This is a genomic window from Paraglaciecola hydrolytica (genome assembly GCF_001565895.1).
GTDB lineage: Bacteria > Pseudomonadota > Gammaproteobacteria > Enterobacterales > Alteromonadaceae > Paraglaciecola > Paraglaciecola hydrolytica.
Genome location: NZ_LSNE01000002.1, coordinates 175,096 through 194,085, shown reverse-complemented (window position 1 = coordinate 194,085; position 18,990 = coordinate 175,096). Strand labels below are relative to the sequence as shown.

The window sequence follows — 18,990 nt, the reverse complement described above, 5'->3', positions numbered from 1 at the left end:
CCTTGTTAACTTAGCCAACAAGCTCCTTCCATGTTTGGATTGCATCCCGTTTTCATCACTGTAGTTTTATTGCTTATTAGCAATGTTTTTATGACCTTTGCTTGGTATGCACATTTGCGAGACTTAAGTCATAAACCTTGGATAGTGGCGGCATTAGTGAGTTGGGGTATTGCGTTATTAGAGTATTTATTTCAAGTGCCGGCCAATCGTATCGGCTTTACCGTGCTTAATCTTGGTCAGCTAAAAGTTCTGCAAGAAGTGATCACCCTCACTGTCTTTGTGCCTTTTGCTTTGATTTATATGAAAGAGCCTTTTCGCTTAGATTTTGTCTGGGCCGGATTGTGTTTATTAGGCGCCGTATTTTTTATTTTTAGGCCACAAGTGATGAGTGCTCTAGGATTTTAAGGTTTAGCGTTTTAACAAGTTTATGTTGGCTAGCAGCTGGGTATTGGCTTTGCTTTGATACCAATCATTTACCACCAACTCTAACTCTGTGACTGGCAGCTTGCCAAAATAAGTGTTTCGATTAGCCTGCAAAAATGCGCCTAAGGCACCAGGCTGTTGCAAACTACTACGAAACCTTGCAACAGTGCTATGAGCAGTAATCAAGGTATAACGTTTATCCATGCTATGGAGCAAATTACTGGCGCCAACTTGCGTCCGTAACTCGGCACGAAGAGCCACCAACGAGTCGTCGGTCACATAACCACATACCATGACGCCACTATCCGCCAAGGTTATCCCTTTAAATTCAATATTAAAAGCCGGTGTTTTGCGCACAATATTTTGAATTAAGTCCACATACTTGGCTTGGTCTGCCGCCGACAATTGATAATCAGGCTGGCAGGATAACACTGACATCACAGTGACGTGCAGGTCGCTTAAGGGATAATAATATTGCTCCGGTTCACGTTGTTGCATTTGCTGCAAAAATGCATAGATTGACTCACTCACCGGCGATTTAATCCGCGCCAATAAGGTGATACCCCGACGTGTATCCGTTTTGCCACTTAAAAATGGATCGAGGCTGATTTGATTGTCGCTGATAAGCGGCCAAGCTCTTTGCCACATGTCTTGATAGACACTGATCATAGGGGTGTTTGTGTGCTTAGACCTAATGGGCAGCAAAGTTCCCGACTCAACCACAACAACAGAATGGGGTTCTCAGCAAACACTTAGCTGACATTATCTTGCTCACCCAGAAAATAACAGGCATCTAACAAAGTTGGTCTAGTACAAAGCAACACCTTATCTAAACCTGCCTTAGCTTGTAACTCGACACTTAAATAAAGCATTAAGTGGCAATGCATACCCACAGTTTCATGGCGATAACATGCCCACATGGCCTGAGGTTTATGTGCCCCAATAAAAATATCAGTTAAAACTTGTTTGAGCTCAGCCAGTCTTTGCTCCGCTAACATGGCATCACCTAAATCGATTTTATAACAGGACAAGCTCATTACTCCTCAGGGATTGAGCAGTTTTTGCCAGTAGGCCACATCAACCCACTGACCAAACTTACAACCTACTTGTTTAAAATGCGCCACTTTTTCCATGCCAAAACTCTCGTGTAAAGCAATACTGGCCGGGTTTGGCAAGGCAATACCAGCCATTACTGCATTCACATTTCTGGCGACAAGCTCCTTAAATAAGCAATTATATAACCGCCTACCTATACCTTGCCTAGTAGCGGTTTGAGCCACATAAACTGTTACTTCAACCGAATGCCTATAAGCACTGCGTTCTTTCCATTTAGAGGCATATGCATAACCCACAACAACTGAGTCCTGTTCTGCTACCAACCATGGCAGCTCATTCTTTTGTGTAGTTTTGAAACGTTGCGCCATGTCCCCTGCACTCACCTTCAGTTCTTCAAAAGTGATCACCGTATGCTCAATAAAATAATTATAAATAGAGGTGATAGCCTCAGCATCACCGTGCCGCACGGGTCTGATTAGTGTCATTTTGTTTCTTTTATCTCTTGGTGGCGAATAATTAAAGATATTTTTCCATCAGCTAGCACCACAATATGTGCAGACCACAGTAGGTGAAAATAGTAAGTAGAATTGAGGTTCTAAACATTGTTTTTAGCTTGTTGAATAATATTGGCCAATTCAGGTTTAATGGGCAGGCGTTTAAACGGGCTGATATTACTGCCACCCGTATTACCTGCTGGCACAAAACCCAGCATAGTTTTGGTTAAAGCGCCAAAGATCCTAAACATTTGCCCCATTACTTCAGCTAAGCGTTTTTGTCTGAAGCCCCATAACAACATCAAATAATGCACCTTAACATGATGATAAGTGGACTCTTGGCCTAGTACATGAGCATTCTCTAAATGACTAAACTCAGCATTAAGCTCACCCTTATTGCGACTTTCATTGGCTAGGGCAATTTCATGTTGCACAAATGGACTTATTTTTTGGGTGAAGCTAGACATGGAATTGTCCTTAACTAATTTTATTGATAGCTTGTGCCTTTGTGTTTCAACCATCCGTGGACATGTCGATTATTCGGATCCCTATGGGTCCAATGAATTACCCCACCTTTTGTATTCCACTCATATTCGCCATAAAATTCAACAACATCACTTATCTCAAGATTGCTTATCTTGGCAGCAAGATCAATGTTGTGAGCAATAAGTATTGTCTGCCCCGTGCCTAATCGCAGCAAAAACCGTTGATGACGACTGCCTTGATTGTCATCAGCCAACAGTTTAATAACACTGCCAGCGCCTTTAACTTGTATGTTACTTTTATGATGTTTAAAGGCATCTTGGAGCACTCTATCATTGGCCAGGACTGAGCCCAACGAGACATATAAGATCATCAATATGCTAGAAAAAAGTTTTTTACAAAGCACAGTTATTTAACCTAAGCTCTATATCAGTCGCTTTTAGCATAGCCTCTAACTCCTTGTGCAGGTTAAATTTATTGCCATTCATGGTGGCAAAACTTGTCAAGGCAAAATGATTTGCTCGTTGTAACACTATTGTTTTTCAAGCTTTTTTATTGCTTAAATTTTTCTTTATCCAAACGTTTGTTCAATCTATTTACTACATCTGCCGCATAGACCTTACAGCCTTTTGGATCAATCAATCCTTCAACTTGCGCAAGGCGCTCGCGCATTTTGCTGGCAGAAGGGTGAGGCGTCATAAGTAACTGGCAGTCCAATGCAGCCAATTTCTTCAAACCTTGCTGATACGCATCTACATAGTCAGAGTGATCACTGAAGTGATAACTATCACTACTCACTGGCGATAAGCTGTCGGCATACACCATAGAGACACAGCGATTATTTTCGCACGACTGCCATTGCCAACTCAGTGCACCATGAGTATGGCCCGGTGTGGCTATGGGGGTAAGTGCAAGACCTCCAAGCTTAACGATTTCACCCGCCTGTATAATTCCATCTACCCGCGTGGCCGGAAAGTCGGCATGCATTCCCGCTTGGGGATCATTGTCAGCCACTGTCCCAGTGCGTAACACAGGTGCAGCCTCAGGTGACGCAAGTAATTTGGCTCCACTGCGTTGTTGTAACTTAGCTAAGCCTGCAACGTGGTCGAAATGTTCATGACTATGCAGTAGCAGTTTTACATCACTAAGTGAAAAACCCAGAGCCTCAATGTTATTGATGATAAGGTCCGCCCCAGCTTCGGTGCCACCATCTATCAATATATGGCCGTCATTACTGGTTATTAGAATGGCGCTTATGCCGCAGGTGCCAACATAATAGGTATTACCAAATACCCGAAAAGCAGGACCCGCTTTGTCCCACTCATCCCAATCGGTACAAACATTCATCCACTCTGCCGATGAGTTGGCTTGGGGTGGAGCCACATCCACCCCGGTGGCACATGCTGTTAACTTAAACACACAACATAGTGCAAGAACACCTCGCACCAAATGAAACCTTTTCCTTGCCATCAACGACCTCAATCATTTGAAACAAACGATATTAACAATAGTGTTCAGGTGTACTAGCTTAACTATCTTTGCCATTAGGCTAGTCACATGCACGTTTAGCTTTTTGTTGGCTTAACGTATTTCCGCCAATCATGTTGTTCTTTAAATCCAAGTACTTCACGGATTTTACGGTTGGAAAAAAGCGCTTCATGTTCGCCCATTTCACGAGTAATTGGCACACCTGGAAAGAAGCGTTCACACAGTTTTTTACTGGGAATGATCGCCCCATTGGTGTCATTTCCGGCATTAAATACTTGATAACCCAGACCGTCAGTTGTTAAACACAGCTCAACAATCTGCCCTAGATCTCGTGCATCTATATAACAAAATGCATTGCGTCGGCGGCCTTCTGGTTGTGCAAAAAACTTAGGGAAGAGTTCAACATATTCATGGGGTTCAATCACATTACCGATGCGCAGCGCATACATATCTATGCCTGAACGACGCTGAAAACTACGGGCAGTTTTTTCATTTACTACCTTCGACAGACCATAACTGTCCATGGGGTCAACATCATAATCCTCTTCTAGTGGTAGAGAGTGAGGATTGGTTTTACCATCAGAAAAACAGATGCCGTAGGTGGTTTCTGACGACGCAATAACCACCTTTTTGATGCCCAGTTTTACCGCCGCCTCAATTACGTTGTAGGTGCCAATGGTATTAACCCTAAAGGTTTCATTATCAGGATTAATTAAAATACGCGATATAGCCGCAAAATGAACCACTGCATCAAATTTAGGTACACCAGTGCCGTGCTCCATCTCATCAAACCAAGCATAGGCACTCATGGCATTAAACATTTGCCCAGAATCCGTAATATCAGCAATGAGATTATCTACCCCAGCACAATCCAAAGGCTGCAAATCGACATTTAATACACGATGTCCCTGCTCAATAAGGTGCTTTATCACATACTTACCTGCCTTGCCGGAACCGCCCGTGAATAATATGCGTTTTGCTGTCATGAATTTCCCCTTAAGCTATAGTCTGTAACTTTCATCAAATAGCTATCTTATTGAAAAATCGATAAATAATCTTAAGCAAATCGTTATGTTAACTCTCTTTTGCCTTTAGCTTTTCACTAGCCTTTATTTGCTAGCCTCTATTTACTAGTTTTTAGATTCTAGTTACTGCTGTTAAGCCAAACGTTGCGCCAAACCACTGCCCCTGACACATTGTTGTTTTAGGCAAATTTGTAAGGCTTGTTGCTGGGCATACAAACTAAAGTGCTGTTTGGCGCGGGTTAAGCCGGTATAGAGTAATTCACGGCTCAGTCCCCTGCCCTTAGATATTTGATTAATCAGTGGCAGACATAAATGCACTGCAGCAAATTCAGAGCCTTGGCTTTTATGAATGGTCATGGCGTACAGGGTATCGTGAGGTGGTATTCGATTAGGTAAAAAACCACGAATGCTGCCATCGGCCATGTTAAACCACACTTTTGTTAAACTCGGTTCTTGTGGGTCGGCCATCACAATACCTATATCGCCATTAAACAGTTTAAGATTGTGATCGTTACGGGTCAGGATCAATGGCCGTCCGGCATAAAAGTCTTGGCTGCGTTGGATCAATCCCTGAGCATTAAGCTCTTGTTCAATAACGTCATTTAACTGAGTGATGCCCCACGCGCCACTGCGCTGAGCACAGAGTACTTGTTGCTGGCCCAAACTAGTGAATGCTGCAGCTAAATCACCTTGTTTAACGGCGCTAAAATAAGCGCGATATCCAAACATCAACTTGAGTATCAGGCTTTGTAACTGCTCATCGATGACTCCTTGACGAGTAAGGGCTTGAGGTACTGTCCATTCAATATCAGCTAAGCTTTGCTGAGTCATTTTTTTAGTTAATAACTGCATGCTTTGTGTTATCTGACCTTGATTGATCAACTGGGCTAACTGGCCAATACCGCTGTCGGCGCTAAAACGATGGCTTTTTTGCAACATCACCAAATTATCTTTTATCTGGCTTTGATAGGCTGTGTGAGGCGCATTGGCATCTTGGCTTATTTGCTGGGCCGACAGTTGTAGCCAGCTGTGTAATTGTTGCTGCATTGGCTCGCTATAGCTGGCTAAGCTCGCCACTTGTTTATCATCGACTAACACGGCGGCACAAATATCTGACAAAACACTGCCCGCTTCAACTGAGGCTAATTGGTCTTTATCACCCAACAATATCACTTGGGCATGAGTAGGTAAGGCAGCAAATAATTTACTCATTAGCGGCAAATCAACCATGGATGCTTCGTCCACCACCAATACATCCAAGTGCAAAGGCTGAGCGCTATTAGCATTAAAATAAGGGCTGAGTGGTTTTGCACCTAATAATCTATGTATGGTTTGGCATTGCTCGGGTAAATCTTGTTGCAACTGGGCAGGTAGTTTTTGCCGTGCGGCGCTAATAGATTCGGTTAGTCTTGCGGCCGCCTTGCCGGTAGGTGCCACCAGCTTAATGTTGAGTACTTTACCTTGCTCGCGGGCTAAACCTTGCAATAAAGCCAACAATTTAGTCACTGTGGTGGTTTTACCTGTGCCCGGCCCGCCGGTGATAAAGCTAATCATCTGGCGTGCAGCGACACATACTGCCACTTTTTGCCAGTCGATACTTTCTGTGCTGTCACCACTAAATAAGCTATTTAACAAGGCAATGGCACTTTGTTGGTCGACGTCTTTTTGCTGGCTTGCTCTGGCCAATATCTGACTTGCCAGCTCACCTTCGTATAACCAATAACGCTGTAAATATAGGCGTGAACCCTCAACCACTATGGGTTTATTGCAGCTTAACTTTGCCTCAGCCAAAGGCAGCTTGATCACTTCCACCAGCGTGGATTGCTGCAAATAAGTCATCAAGCTGGGGTGCTCAACAAACTCAAACCAGGGGGCAAAAGGTTGGTTTAATTCAGTCAGCTCAATACAGCTATGTTGCTCGCCCAAACTGGCACTGAGATAGGCGGCTAATAAACTGATATTCAGTATTGCCGTGTTTTGTTGCTCACCTAATCCATCGGCGATAAATAAGGCAAAAGCTTTGTCCAAAGGGCGGATCAGGCCCTGTGTTTGCAATTGCTCTAATATGCTGGGCAAGGTATTCAAAGGTTGCGCCATGGGCGATTGAGTTACCATAAACTGAGTTGGCCTTCTTCATCATTGTTATTAGCCGAGTCAGAATTCTTGGTCGCTGACGGTGTAGTACTTAATTCTGCTATCTGTTCACCACTGAATAAACTGTCTAAAGCTAGGATAAAAGCTTCATCCGCTAAATAGTGATACACCCCGCTCGCCGCTTCGGTACTGTGCATACCCCGTAAAAACAAATAATAAGCCCCGCCAACATGCTGTTGATACTGGTAATTAGGTAGTTGGTGTTTTAACCAGCGGTGTAAGGCTAAGGTATAAAGAATGGCTTGCAGATGGTAGTCGTGTTCGTGCATGGCACGTTCCAGAGAGGCCAATTGGTAGTCAGCGTAATCGTTGCCCAAATGATTAGATTTATAATCAGCCACATAATATTTACCGTTAAAAGCAAAGGTTAAATCGATAAAACCCTTGAGCATGCCGTTAAGTTGGGCAAATTCATAATGCCTAACATAGTGGGGCATATAGTGATTAATGAGCTGATTAAAGGCCTGAACCTGCACACGTTTAAGTGGCATATAAAATTCCATTTCGACTTTAATTTGCTGCTTATCTAAGTGGGCTAAGGTCAAGATAGGCGCTTGTGCTGTTAGCTTAGAAGAGCCATCAGAGTGAGGATTAAACGGCGTTAGCAATACGTCTCTCAGCCAGTCGTTTAGCAGAGCATGCCACTGCTCATCAATGGCAAACTTCGAACTTTGCTGGGCAATGGCTGGTGCTAAGCTATCGGCTTGGCTAAAGTCGATGTTTTCTAGTACACCATGTAAAAACGAGCCCGCATTGGCGCCTTTTTCAAAGCTAAAAGCACTCATACTGTTATCAGGCAATACACTATCGTCATAGTCCTGTGATGGACGATCTTGTCCTTCATCCATGCCTGGCATAATCACTTCAAGGTGCATTTGTTGTTGGCTTAAGGCCGAATAACTGGTTAATCGCCATTGCCGCTCTATGGGTTTGTCCAAGTGTAAGGCAACTAAATTGGCTGCATCCTTAACCGCATGCAAATTTGACTCGACTGGCAGTGTGGTAATTTCTTCCACTGCTGGCCCATCAAAATAGCTGTAAGCAATATTGGCCTGCTCGCCCAGTTTTATAATTTGCTCGCCAATTTGTTGCTCGCTTACTTTTATACCTGCTGGCAACAATAAAGCACCTAAAGCAGAGCTTAAAAACGCTGATTGGCGGCGTTTATCATCGCTAATATTGTGCCACACCCCAACCGCGCAATAATACTGGGCGCGGGTTAACGCCACGTAGAGTAAACGAATGTCTTCTGCCAATCGTTCCTGTTCAGCCTCAGCCATAAATTTTTCTGAGCCTAAAAAGTCCACCTGCAAGGCCCCTGAGTCACCATGAAATACCGCATCCCGTGCCGATCTGTAACTATTACCAAAGGGCATAAATACCAGCGGATATTGCAAGCCCTTGGAAGCATGTAAGGTACAAATCTGCACTAAATTGGCATCGGTTTCGAGGCGTAATTGCTGATTATCACTACTGTGATCAGGCTCTTGTAAACACTGGCTAAACCAATGCATTAATTGGCCTTGGCCCTGCACCTGCAAACTGCGCTGCTGCAATAATTCCAAGACATGGCGTAAGTCGGTCACCCGGCGTAAACCGTCGGCAAAAACCTTAATGGCTTTTTGCTCCAGCCTAAAATGAATGATCACTTTATTCAGTGCCATCATTAAACCGTGTTTCTGCCAGTCCTGATGCCATTGGTGAAACAAGGCAATAATGTCTTGCCAGTCTTTGTCATTATTAAACAGAGCATCCAACTCACTGGCCTGCATCGCAAAGAGTTCGGTGAGTAAAGCGGTTTTCACTTGCCTGTCATCGCCGGGATGACTTAAGGCACACATTAAACGATAACAATCCAGCGCCGTCTGGCTAGCAAATACGCTTTTACGCACTAAAAACACACTGGCCACGCCCTGCTCGCCTAAGGCATTTTTAAGTAATTGAGCTTCATTGCGATCGCGCACCAGCACACAGCAATCACCGGCTTGCAACACTCTGCCCGCCACAGTACTTTGAGCATGGAGCAGGGTTTGTATTTTTGCCGCACAAATTTGGGCTAAGGCCTGCTGAGCCAGACCTTTAGCAATGGGTTTATCTTCCACAGAGCCTAAGTGCCAAAAATCCAGACTGTGACTGAGTTTACCCTTTAGTTTTAAACCCTCTTCATCTTTACCCGCTTTAACGGGGTGAAATGACAAGCTTTGTTGTTGCTCTGCTGTTTGCTGATTGTTGATGAACAGCGTATTAACCGCTGCAACCAACTGGGGAGTTGAGCGCCAATTGGTATCCAGGGTAAATTGCTGAGCTGGGTCTACCTGCTGTTTTGCCATGATGTAAGTAAAGATATCAGCGCCACGAAAACCATAAATGGCCTGTTTGGGATCGCCAATCATGATCCAGCAAGGCGGCTTGTGAGTTGGCGAATCAGTGGGTTGATTTTCAATGTTTAGATTTACAGAACCTAGATTGACTGCGCCTAGATCTTGCCCATAAATAGCCGAAAAAATACGGTATTGCAGAGGATCCGTATCCTGAAATTCATCAATTAATACGCTGGGATATCGCTCACGTAAGGCACTGGCCAGCAGTCTATTACCACTACTGTGGGTTTGCGGACTGTCATTGTTAGCTGTTAAGGCATTACCTAGCTGGCTGAGTAAGTCGTCGGGTGACAATAACTGTAAACGGCTTTTTTGGCTGCTCAGATTGTGAGCCACTTGTGTCATCGCATCCTGACTAAAGGCCGCTTTTATACCATTAAGGGCTTTTTGCTCTAGCTCGGCGATGCGTTCAAAACGGCCAAAATCCACATCAGGTATGACGGTGCCTTTCTTTTTGCCTTTTTCTATATTAGCTGGGGCATACAAACTCCAACCATCACTCAAGTCAGGTTTTAAAGCATGACTGTGACAAAAAGCCTGCATGGTAGTCAGATTATCTGCCTTGCCTACTTTGCTGCTGCCACTAAAACCCGCTTGTTGAATTTGCTGTGCAAGTTGCTCATCCAGCCACCAGCGTTTCATGCTGGCAACCTCGGTTATATAACGCTGGTGCAGATTAACTGCGCTAGCAATGTCGATATTATGGTAGCTCGTCACCTTTCGATTAAGCAGAGGTTGGATGGCTTGGCGTAGCTGCTCTGGGTTTGACCAGATACCCAACAGCATGGCCTGAATATCCGCTGGCTGAGTCACAATAACACTGCGCCAATAGTCGGCGACAGCCAGTTTTAACCATTCACTTTCATCTAAAATAAACTCTTGCTCATACATGGCGCCACTTTCAAAGGCATGCTCGGTCAAGGCCCGTTGGCAAAAACCATGTATGGTGAAAATCGCCGCTTCGTCCATTTGTTTACTGGCCAAGGCCAAACGCTGAGTCGCCAAGGCCTTGTTTTCAGTTTGTGCATACAAGTCTTGGATAAAGGCTTCGTCACTGCTGCCCCGATAAAAATCTAAATAGGCCGACTGTAAACGCTGGCGAATACGCTCTTTTAATTCAGCGGTAGCCGCATTGGTAAAGGTCACCACCAAGATTTGATCGACGTTAAGTGCAGTACAATTATGGCCAAGCAATTGACGTAAATATAAATTCACTATGGTATAGGTTTTACCCGTACCGGCACTGGCCTCGATTAACGACGCGCCTTGTAAGGGAAAGGTCAGACTATCAAGTGGCTGCATCAGGTATTACTCAAGTCGTACATGGGCTGCATTATCTGTTCACTTAGCTGACAGAGCTCAGCAAACACCCTATTGAGATCCGGGCAAACGCGGCGAATATGGGGCTCGTCATTTTCCGGAAAACTAAACTGACTGTCGGAGCCTGCAAAGGCGGTTAATACCGCGTTTTTGTCCTGACTGTTGATCCACGTCCAGCCTGCTTCAGGATAAAAATTCAGCACTTGTTGTTGCCCTTGAATAAACAGCTGAGTTAATTCGGCTAAGCGACTCAGGGCTTCGCTGGCAGGCAGTTTGGCTAAACGCCAGGTTTTGATTTTTTTACTTTGTCTGTCGATGTAGACAAACACCGCTTCATCTGCACTTTGTGCCGCAGGTTGCGCGCACAAGGCCAACCAAGTCATATACAACTGCAGGCAATCTTTACCACGCAGATGACCCGGTCGCCAAAGAATTAACTTGTTGCCGTAAAGCGAATTTATTTGGCCAACGAGTTTGAGCTCAACACGCTCTGTTGGACTTGTTCCGACACTCAACTCACAAGGAAGTAGCAATTCTATGTTGCATAAACGAGCTTTGTGCTGAGCACATTCCTCACTCACCACGGCGGCTAAGGCCTGACTCTGGTTGGCAATAGTCTGCAAAGCCACATCACCTGAATAACCAATAGGTAATTTACCTTCGGCACGTAATTGTTTGGCAAATTCCTCACATAAGGCTTGGTAAGCAACAGGGTTGTCTCTGGTTTCGCTAAACTCGCTGGCTTGCACTGTCAGCAATTGCGCCATCAAGCGGTCGTTTAATTGGTATTTATCCAGTCCACCAAAGCCAAAGGGCTCTTCATCTACCAGTTCATCCCCTAAACCGGCAAACCGGCATTGCCAGCGCTGCATAAAAAATGCTTTGGCCGGATTCATAAAAAAACCTATCAATTCATCCAGTGCCAGTTCGACTGGCAGGCCATCCAATAACAAGGTGTTGTGCTGAATAGAAAACAAAGTAGGCAAAACATCATGGCTAAAGTTATGTGGCACTATGGCGTGTTGCTGGGAAATAGCCACTTGCAGGGCTTGCTCGTTGTAACTGGGGTAAGACTCAGCGTTTGTAAAATACTGGGAAGAAAACGGCTGCAAAGCATGTTTAGTGGTCAAATGCTGACGTAAGTTTTGACAGCTTATTTTGGGCGCTAACACCAACTCACCACTTAAGGCGTAACCTTGCTCGCAGTATTCAAGCAATTCACTGACTAAAATCGACGGACTGAGTTTGCCACTGTCTTTTTGGTTAATGCCTATATAACTGATATACAAACATTCTCTGGCAGATAACAAGGCTTCCATAAACAAATATCTGTCATCCAAGCGCCGTGAGCGATCCCCGCGTTTGGCTGGCGAAAAACGCATTAAATCAAAACCCACTGGCACACTTTGGCGTGGGTAGTCAGCATCGTTCATCCCCAACAAACACACCATCTTAAAGGGAATGCTGCGCATGGGCATTAATGTACAAAAATTCACATAACCGGCTAAAAACCGCTGGCCTACGCCTTTTTCATTGAGTTGTTGCTCTAATTCGGCGACAAACACGCTTTGTTCTATGGGCTCTATACATTGAGTTTGATGCACACTCATTTGCTCAAGGGCCGAGCGTAATTGACTTAGGTCTTGCAGTTCCTGTTCATCGGCCTCATACAAGCGCTTGATAAAATCTAAGGCATGACTCACTTTAGCGGCAAGATTGGCGCGCTGTTGGCAAAATTCCATGACAGCTAATAACTCTTGGGCGAATAAATAAAATTTACCCAAGGCGATAGTTTGCTGGCCTTCGATGTCGCCGTAAGGCGAGATCTGGCTCTGTTGATAGTTAAACAACTGGCTTCCATCCATGGCATAACCGGCCAATAAACGTTGCAAACCAAACAGCCAGGTATTTTGCCCTTGTTCAGGCAAGCCCCAGCGGGTTTTATCTTTTTGATCCCAGCCCCAGCGTACACCGGCATCAGCCAGCCAATGCTGTAACAAGCTGTATTCTTGCTCATTAATGGCAAACTTACGCATTACTGCTGGCACGGCCAACCAGGTTATGACTTCACTTAAGGTTAGGCGGCTTTGCTCGAGTTTCATTAACTGCACAAAACTGCTTAACAGCGGTGATTCTTCGCTTAAGTTACGGTCTGAAATGCCAAAGGGAATATAAGTTTGGCTAGTAGCGGCACCAAATACGCCCTCAATAAAGGGCGCATAGCTGGCCACATCGGGCATCATCACCACAACGTCACCTGGCTGGTTAGCGGCACTTTGCGCAAACCAAGCTAATAACTGATCGTGTAATACTTCGAGCTCACGCACCCGTGAATGACAGGCATGCAGCTGGATAGAACGATCACTGGGAGAAACTTCAATTTTGGGAAATTCATTACCATTGCTTAATAATTCTTCTGGGGCTAAAGGCTCAAAACTGTGCCTAAACTGCAGATTAAATACCTCAGACTGAATATGCTCCAGCATAGAGCGTGGTTGGGTTTCGACAAAATAATCATGTTGCTGATAATCAAAGGTCAGCAACATATCTTGATAGTCTCTGCCCAGTTTGCCCCACGAGGCTAACAAGGGGTTACCCGATTGCAAATAGTCAGGTTCAAGCGCTTGGCCTTGAGCTTGCACAAGCTGTTTTAAGTTGGCTCTGGCCATGGTTTTGCCATCAACAATATCGCCCCAATAATGCTCGCTGGGGTTAAACCAAAAGATAAACACCTCACGGTGCTCAGCCAAGGCACTGAGTACTTCAAGCTGTTGTTGGGGAATGGCCGATATACCAAAGACATACAAGGGTTTTGCTGCTAAATGCTGATCTTGCTGACGTAGCTGATTTAATAAGTTTTGATGCAAGTTAGCCCGGTGATAAACCGACTCACCTAAGCTTTGGCTGTATTCACATAATGCCCGCCACAATATACCTTGCCAAGGATGTAAAGATTCATCAGGCCCGCTCTTTTTATCAAGGGCAGTATTGTCAAGAGCTGCATTGTTTTCCCATGCTAAGATCCATTCGGGCCGGTAGACTAAATATTGATCGTAAATATCGGCAATTTTATGGGCCAATTGGTACAGCTTTAACATCGGCGCTTGGTTTAGATAGGCATTAATGGCACTAAACTCAGTTTGCCCCAGCATAGTGGGCAGCAAACTCATTAATTTCCAGGTCATATTGGGCTTGGTAAAAGCCGATTGCTCTGGCAGATTATCGATGTGCTGACGGTATAGTTCCCAGATAAAACTTGAGGGTAATGGGAAATCAAGATTGGCCGCTATACCCAGTTTTTCGGCAATTTGGATTTTTAACCACTGAGACATGCCCGGACTTTGGACCAAAATGGTATCAGGGCTAAATAAGCTTGCAGAACTGGCGGAATGGCTACTCAAACAGTCGATTAAACTGTCAGCCAGACTCTCCATTTTATTTGACTGCACCAGATGTAACATGAATTAAAAATTGCCTACGTTTACATCTGGCTAGTTTAACAAAGACTTTGATTTTAAAATTATTTTTTAACGAATATTTATCGAAAATGAAAAATTCCAAATAAAAAAACATCTCTATTTAGCCTTGCATCAATATGTTTGAAATAACCTAAAAAGTGACTTCAATTGCTGACAAAACCAAACAAAGTGTCAATTAACTTTACAAATAAATAAACAAAATCAATAAAAAACCATAAAAAACAACATTATAACTATTGGCACAATAAATGCATAGAAGTTAAAAGGTTCATCAAAATTTAAAAAGGTAGTATCGTGAAAAAAATTATATGCATTGTGAGTTTATTGTTCTCAGGTATAGCAAACGCAAGTCTAATCGGAAGTAACATCGATTGCGCGCAAACGGGTGGAGGCAGCAACTTTTCTTGTAATATTGCAACGTCTACAGTGATTGATCCCGGATCAGAATTTCTAGTAGGTAACTCTTTTAGTTATATATCAATTGACATAAATGACTTTTCAATTGATCTCGATTTTTTACTTAACGGTTCATTAGGATCAACCATTATCGTTTTGAGCGGTTTTGAATCGTCTTTATTCACTTCAATTACGAGTGATAATTTAGTCAATGTATCCGGAATCACTGGATTTGACTTCAGCGATATTTCTTTTGGCACGGATAGTATTACTTTCAATTTGATTGATACAGAGTTTGTAGCAGGTGCCACAGCAAAATTATTATTGAACACAGTTCAAAACGTATCTGAACCAGGGTCTATTGCTTTGTTTGGTTTAGCACTAGCAGGATTTTTTGCATCTCGACGCAAAAAGGCTTAAGTAACCTTATTTTTGGAGCCTCTCGTTTGAGAGGCTTTTTATTTATTCATAGTTAATATTTTGATTTATAAGTAAAAAATAGAGAAAAGCAGAGTAGCTCCCTGATATTAATATTTGTATTCTAAACCCATCATCATCCGTTAAATAATCACCCTCCCCGGTTTTCTCGTTTAAACTTAAAATAGGCTTTAGGCTAGATTTTTGTTTTAGGTTGTCTACGCTTCTTGCTACCATAGCTCTATATCACAGCGAAATTATTGCTCACTTTGTTAACATTTTCTATCTTTTGTGGACACCACCTTAATGAAAGTCATCTCCTTTAACATCAATGGTATTCGCGCGCGTTTACATCAATTACAAGCCCTAATCGATAAACATCAACCTGACATCATTGGTTTACAAGAAATAAAAGTGGATAACCCACATTTTCCTATCGCCGATGTGGAAGCCATGGGTTATCAGGTATATTTTCATGGGCAAAAAGGTCACTACGGCGTGGCCATGTTATGTAAACAGCCTGCGATTGCGGTGCAATATGGTTTTCCGAGCGATGCAGAAGACGCCCAGCGGCGCATGATCATGGTGGATTATCCCCTACCAAATGGTAAAAGCGTGCGCATTCTGAATGGCTATTTTCCGCAAGGAGAAAGTAATACTCACGAAACCAAATACCCCGCCAAACGTAAGTATTATCAAGACTTAATGGGTTATTTAAGCGGCTCACATTCACCAGACGACAATATTATCGTGATGGGAGATGTGAATATTTCCCATACTGATCACGACATCGGCATCGGTGAAGACAGTCGTAAACGTTGGCTAAAAACCGGTAAATGCAGCTTTTTACCCGAAGAGCGTGAATGGCTCAATACCCTAATCAACTGGGGTTTTGTGGATGGTTTTAGGGCGATTAATCCAAACGAAAAAGAAGTCTTTAGTTGGTTTGATTACCGTTCTAAAGGTTTTGATGCTAATCGCGGCCTGCGTATTGATTTAATCTTAGCGTCCAAGGGGTTACACGCCACTTTGGCAGACGCAGGGGTGGATTATGAGTTACGTGGCATCGAAAAACCCTCGGATCACGCGCCAATTTGGTCTGTGTTTAACCTTGTTTAATTGAGTTTTTATACATGACTGATATACAAAGTGCAGCCTGTCTGATCAGTGTGTTGTTATGTTTTTTAATTGGCCAAAAACTGCCCTTTAAACAACTAAGCAAAGACAAACAATCTCAACATCTGGTATTTGCCAGCACCGTCTGCCTGTTTTTATTGTGGATGTTTCAAACTGGCATAGCCGGCAGCCCTACTGTGCATTTTTTATGGTTATCATCTCTGCCTTTAGTATTAGGGTTTAGATGGGCCATTTTTAGCACCTTAATCGCTTTGTTGGCTTTAACCCTACTGGGCGTTGAATCTTATGAGATGCTGGGGGTTAATTTTTTGCTTGGCTGTTTAGCGCCTATCGCTTTGACTTATGCCGTTTACAGCCTGACGTTTCACAAATTGCCCAAAAATGTCTTTGTTTACATTTTTCTCTGCGCCTTTATACCAGGTGCCCTAACAATAGGCCTGAAAATGCTGTTATTAAGTGGCTACTTTTATCTGGATGGTCCTTATAGTTGGCAGCACATTATGGATAATTACTTAATGTTAACCACCCTACTGGCCTTCCCCGAAGCTATGTTTAACGGTATGACCATCACTTTACTTATCATCTACAAACCACAGTGGGTTTATACTTTTCATGATAAACCCTATCTAGATAAAAAGAGCTGAGCTAGGTTGTTTTGCGAATACATGATTAAAAATATCCACTAGATAAAGGTGTCACAACATTTTTAAACTGCAACAACCTTATTTTTGCCGTCGTTTTTAGCTAAATATAGGTTTTGATCAACTCGTTGACCTGCACTTTTGAACGTTTCATCCATAGCCACTTGAATGACTCCCATACTGACAGTTGCTTTAATTTTCTTATTTGTATGTGTTGTTGAGTCAATAGCACTTCGAATACGTTCAGCGATCTCACTTGCTTCTTCAATAATAGTTTGGGGTAACACTATCAAAAATTCTTCACCCCCTAATCGCCCTACACAGTCACTCTTGCGGATTTTTTCAGAAACAATATTCACTATGGATACTATTAACTCATCACCCACATCATGCCCATAGGTATCATTCACAAATTTAAAAAAATCGATATCAATCGAAATTAACGCACAATTACGTTGTAACTTTTTACTCTGCTCCAACACCTCCTGTTTGAATTTCAGAATTGCTCTTCGATTTGCAACACCTGTCAACTCATCTTTTAGGGCAAGGGTACGGAAACGCTGCTTATGGACGGTTTGCTTGTAAGCTAATATCCCCATAGAAATTAACAGAACTATTACAAATACTAAGGAAAAAAGTTGCCAAAATACTTTTGCGTCAGCCTCGGCTAATAATCGTTCTTTTACCTCATTAAGCTCCCGAAGCTTTATTATTTCTTTTCCTCGTTGCTCTAAATCAAACGTCAGTCGCTGCGAAAGCAACTTACTGTTTGCGATGTCCGGCAAACGTTTTTCAGATAGATCCAATAATTCCCTTAGCGCCTCAGCCTCAAGTACCGAATCATTTAATTTTACCGCTAACATATTTTTAATTTGCACAAATCGTTCAATGCGATTGACCGACCAATTATCCTTATCCAAATGGTCAAGCAACTTATAATATTTTTCAGCTTGCAGAATATCCCCTGTAGCAAGTGCCCATTCGGTCTCGGTCAGTAACAGCATTGATTTCTTCCGCTCATCTGACAATTGCAGAGTTCGAACTTGATCCAGTAATAGTTGGGCACTATCAACATCACCAGACTTAATATGCAGTTGAGCTATTTTCAATAAAACATAAGATTGTCCATTGTCATCTTCGTATCGCAAGACCATGTCTTTTATATTTTGGTACAGCTCCAGCGCTTGCTCTGATTGTCCAGCGAGTTCATAAACTTCTGCTAAATCATTGGTCGCCATGTACCACTCTTGTTCGTTAAATACTTTCAGTTCAACAATTGCTCTTTCCATTTGCTCAATCGCTAATGAGAAATTTTTAAGCTCTGCATGAATAAGCGCAATATCTCTCAGAGCAAGTGCCTTTTGATAGTCATTACCGGATAATTCAAACAATTTGTAAGCCTGAGTAGTCGTTTCTACAGCATTTTCATACTGTCTTTGTTGCATATATATTCGGCTAAGAATGAGGTTTGCTAGTGCTCGTTCTTCTATCAATGCCGGCACATTATCTGTGTGGATTAATACTGAATTAAGTGCTTCGAGTGCTTGATTAGAGTCACCATTTAGGTGGGTAATAAAAGCCTCACAAATTTGCAGTTCGAATTTAAGCTTCTCAGAATGAGCAGCCAACACTGCGGCATAAGCTTGTTGCAAATAGGATTTAAACAAAGACAACTCAAGGTCTGTGTGGGGCGAAGCAAACCAACATTTTAGAACCTGCACTTGGACATTATCCAAAACATCAGCGTAAGGCATCCCTCTCTCAAGCTCTAAAAACAATGCCTCGTATTCTGGGCTTGTAAGATAGCCACTGTGGACTTGCTCAATGACATCAGTAACAGTTTTTCCACTAACCCCTATAGAAATAAAAAACATAAACATCGAACTTAGTAACAACTTCAGCATGTATTCTCTTCTAGCTAGTCATTGGGAAAGGATTTGAGACATTTTATTGAAGCACTCCCACTAATGCTTACTACTCAAAATCAGTCGCGATTATACTCAGGTTTAATTTCAATTCGATAGATAAGTTCAATCATAACTTCGGTAACTTTTTACTCTGCTGGTTACACTAAAAGTCAAGGCGCTCAGTCCTTG

At 43.0% G+C, this 18,990-nt stretch carries 15 protein-coding genes; 4 read left to right on the top strand and 11 right to left on the bottom strand.

Features of this window, described 5'->3' with window-relative positions; all coding sequences use genetic code 11:
* Nucleotides 1-39 precede the first annotated feature (39 nt).
* Complete coding sequence (locus AX660_RS01695) at nucleotides 40-405, top strand: DMT family protein (protein WP_201027393.1); 366 nt, start codon at nucleotides 40-42, stop codon at nucleotides 403-405.
* A 3-nt stretch (nucleotides 406-408) separates the two neighbouring features.
* On the opposite strand, the gene AX660_RS01690 is transcribed toward AX660_RS01695, so the two are convergent.
* The 10 genes from AX660_RS01690 to recC all read right to left on the bottom strand — a co-directional run bounded on the left by AX660_RS01690 (nucleotide 409) and on the right by recC (nucleotide 14,285).
* On the bottom strand, nucleotides 409-1,092 hold the full coding sequence (locus AX660_RS01690) for a 2'-5' RNA ligase family protein (RefSeq protein WP_068371573.1): 684 nt from the start codon (nucleotides 1,090-1,092) through the stop codon (nucleotides 409-411).
* An 83-nt stretch (nucleotides 1,093-1,175) separates the two neighbouring features.
* Nucleotides 1,176-1,454 (bottom strand): hypothetical protein, encoded by a 279-nt coding sequence (locus AX660_RS01685; RefSeq protein ID WP_131811745.1) that lies wholly within the window; start codon nucleotides 1,452-1,454, stop codon nucleotides 1,176-1,178.
* Nucleotides 1,455-1,466: 12 nt separating this feature from the next.
* Nucleotides 1,467-1,964: an arsinothricin resistance N-acetyltransferase ArsN1 family B gene (locus AX660_RS01680; RefSeq protein WP_068371570.1), complete on the bottom strand. Its 498-nt coding sequence runs from the start codon at nucleotides 1,962-1,964 to the stop codon at nucleotides 1,467-1,469.
* Between the two features lie 110 nt (nucleotides 1,965-2,074).
* Complete coding sequence (locus tag AX660_RS01675; protein ID WP_068371568.1) at nucleotides 2,075-2,440, bottom strand: DUF3703 domain-containing protein; 366 nt, start codon at nucleotides 2,438-2,440, stop codon at nucleotides 2,075-2,077.
* 20 nt (nucleotides 2,441-2,460) lie between these two features.
* Nucleotides 2,461-2,829, bottom strand: coding sequence for a DUF3465 domain-containing protein (locus tag AX660_RS01670; RefSeq protein ID WP_068371567.1), 369 nt, complete (start codon nucleotides 2,827-2,829; stop codon nucleotides 2,461-2,463).
* Nucleotides 2,830-3,008: 179 nt separating this feature from the next.
* Nucleotides 3,009-3,875 carry a subclass B3 metallo-beta-lactamase gene (gene bla, locus AX660_RS01665; protein ID WP_201027383.1) on the bottom strand — a complete coding sequence of 289 codons (867 nt, stop codon included), beginning with the start codon at nucleotides 3,873-3,875 and terminating at the stop codon, nucleotides 3,009-3,011.
* A gap of 146 nt (nucleotides 3,876-4,021) precedes the next feature.
* A complete protein-coding gene (locus AX660_RS01660; protein ID WP_068371563.1) occupies nucleotides 4,022-4,930 on the bottom strand; it encodes an NAD-dependent epimerase/dehydratase family protein in 909 nt (302 codons plus the stop codon).
* Nucleotides 4,931-5,101: 171 nt separating this feature from the next.
* Nucleotides 5,102-7,084: an exodeoxyribonuclease V subunit alpha gene (recD, locus tag AX660_RS01655; RefSeq protein ID WP_068371561.1), complete on the bottom strand. Its 1,983-nt coding sequence runs from the start codon at nucleotides 7,082-7,084 to the stop codon at nucleotides 5,102-5,104.
* Complete coding sequence (recB, locus tag AX660_RS01650; RefSeq protein WP_068371554.1) at nucleotides 7,078-10,806, bottom strand: exodeoxyribonuclease V subunit beta; 3,729 nt, start codon at nucleotides 10,804-10,806, stop codon at nucleotides 7,078-7,080. Before recB ends, recD begins: the two co-directional genes overlap by 7 nt.
* Nucleotides 10,806-14,285: an exodeoxyribonuclease V subunit gamma gene (recC, locus tag AX660_RS01645; RefSeq protein WP_082768693.1), complete on the bottom strand. Its 3,480-nt coding sequence runs from the start codon at nucleotides 14,283-14,285 to the stop codon at nucleotides 10,806-10,808. Before recC ends, recB begins: the two co-directional genes overlap by 1 nt.
* A gap of 312 nt (nucleotides 14,286-14,597) precedes the next feature.
* Here recC and AX660_RS01640 point away from each other — a divergent pair, with 312 nt between their 5' ends.
* From AX660_RS01640 to AX660_RS01625, 3 genes are all read left to right on the top strand, one after another.
* Nucleotides 14,598-15,119 carry a PEP-CTERM sorting domain-containing protein gene (locus AX660_RS01640; RefSeq protein ID WP_068371553.1) on the top strand — a complete coding sequence of 174 codons (522 nt, stop codon included), beginning with the start codon at nucleotides 14,598-14,600 and terminating at the stop codon, nucleotides 15,117-15,119.
* A gap of 303 nt (nucleotides 15,120-15,422) precedes the next feature.
* The gene (gene xthA, locus AX660_RS01630) at nucleotides 15,423-16,235 is read left to right on the top strand and encodes an exodeoxyribonuclease III (protein ID WP_068371548.1); all 813 of its coding nucleotides are present in this window, start codon (nucleotides 15,423-15,425) and stop codon (nucleotides 16,233-16,235) included.
* Nucleotides 16,236-16,249: 14 nt separating this feature from the next.
* On the top strand, nucleotides 16,250-16,897 hold the full coding sequence (locus AX660_RS01625; protein ID WP_068371546.1) for an energy-coupling factor ABC transporter permease: 648 nt from the start codon (nucleotides 16,250-16,252) through the stop codon (nucleotides 16,895-16,897).
* A gap of 62 nt (nucleotides 16,898-16,959) precedes the next feature.
* On the opposite strand, the gene AX660_RS01620 is transcribed toward AX660_RS01625, so the two are convergent.
* Nucleotides 16,960-18,798 (bottom strand): diguanylate cyclase, encoded by a 1,839-nt coding sequence (locus AX660_RS01620; RefSeq protein ID WP_068371544.1) that lies wholly within the window; start codon nucleotides 18,796-18,798, stop codon nucleotides 16,960-16,962.
* Nucleotides 18,799-18,990: the final 192 nt, after the last annotated feature.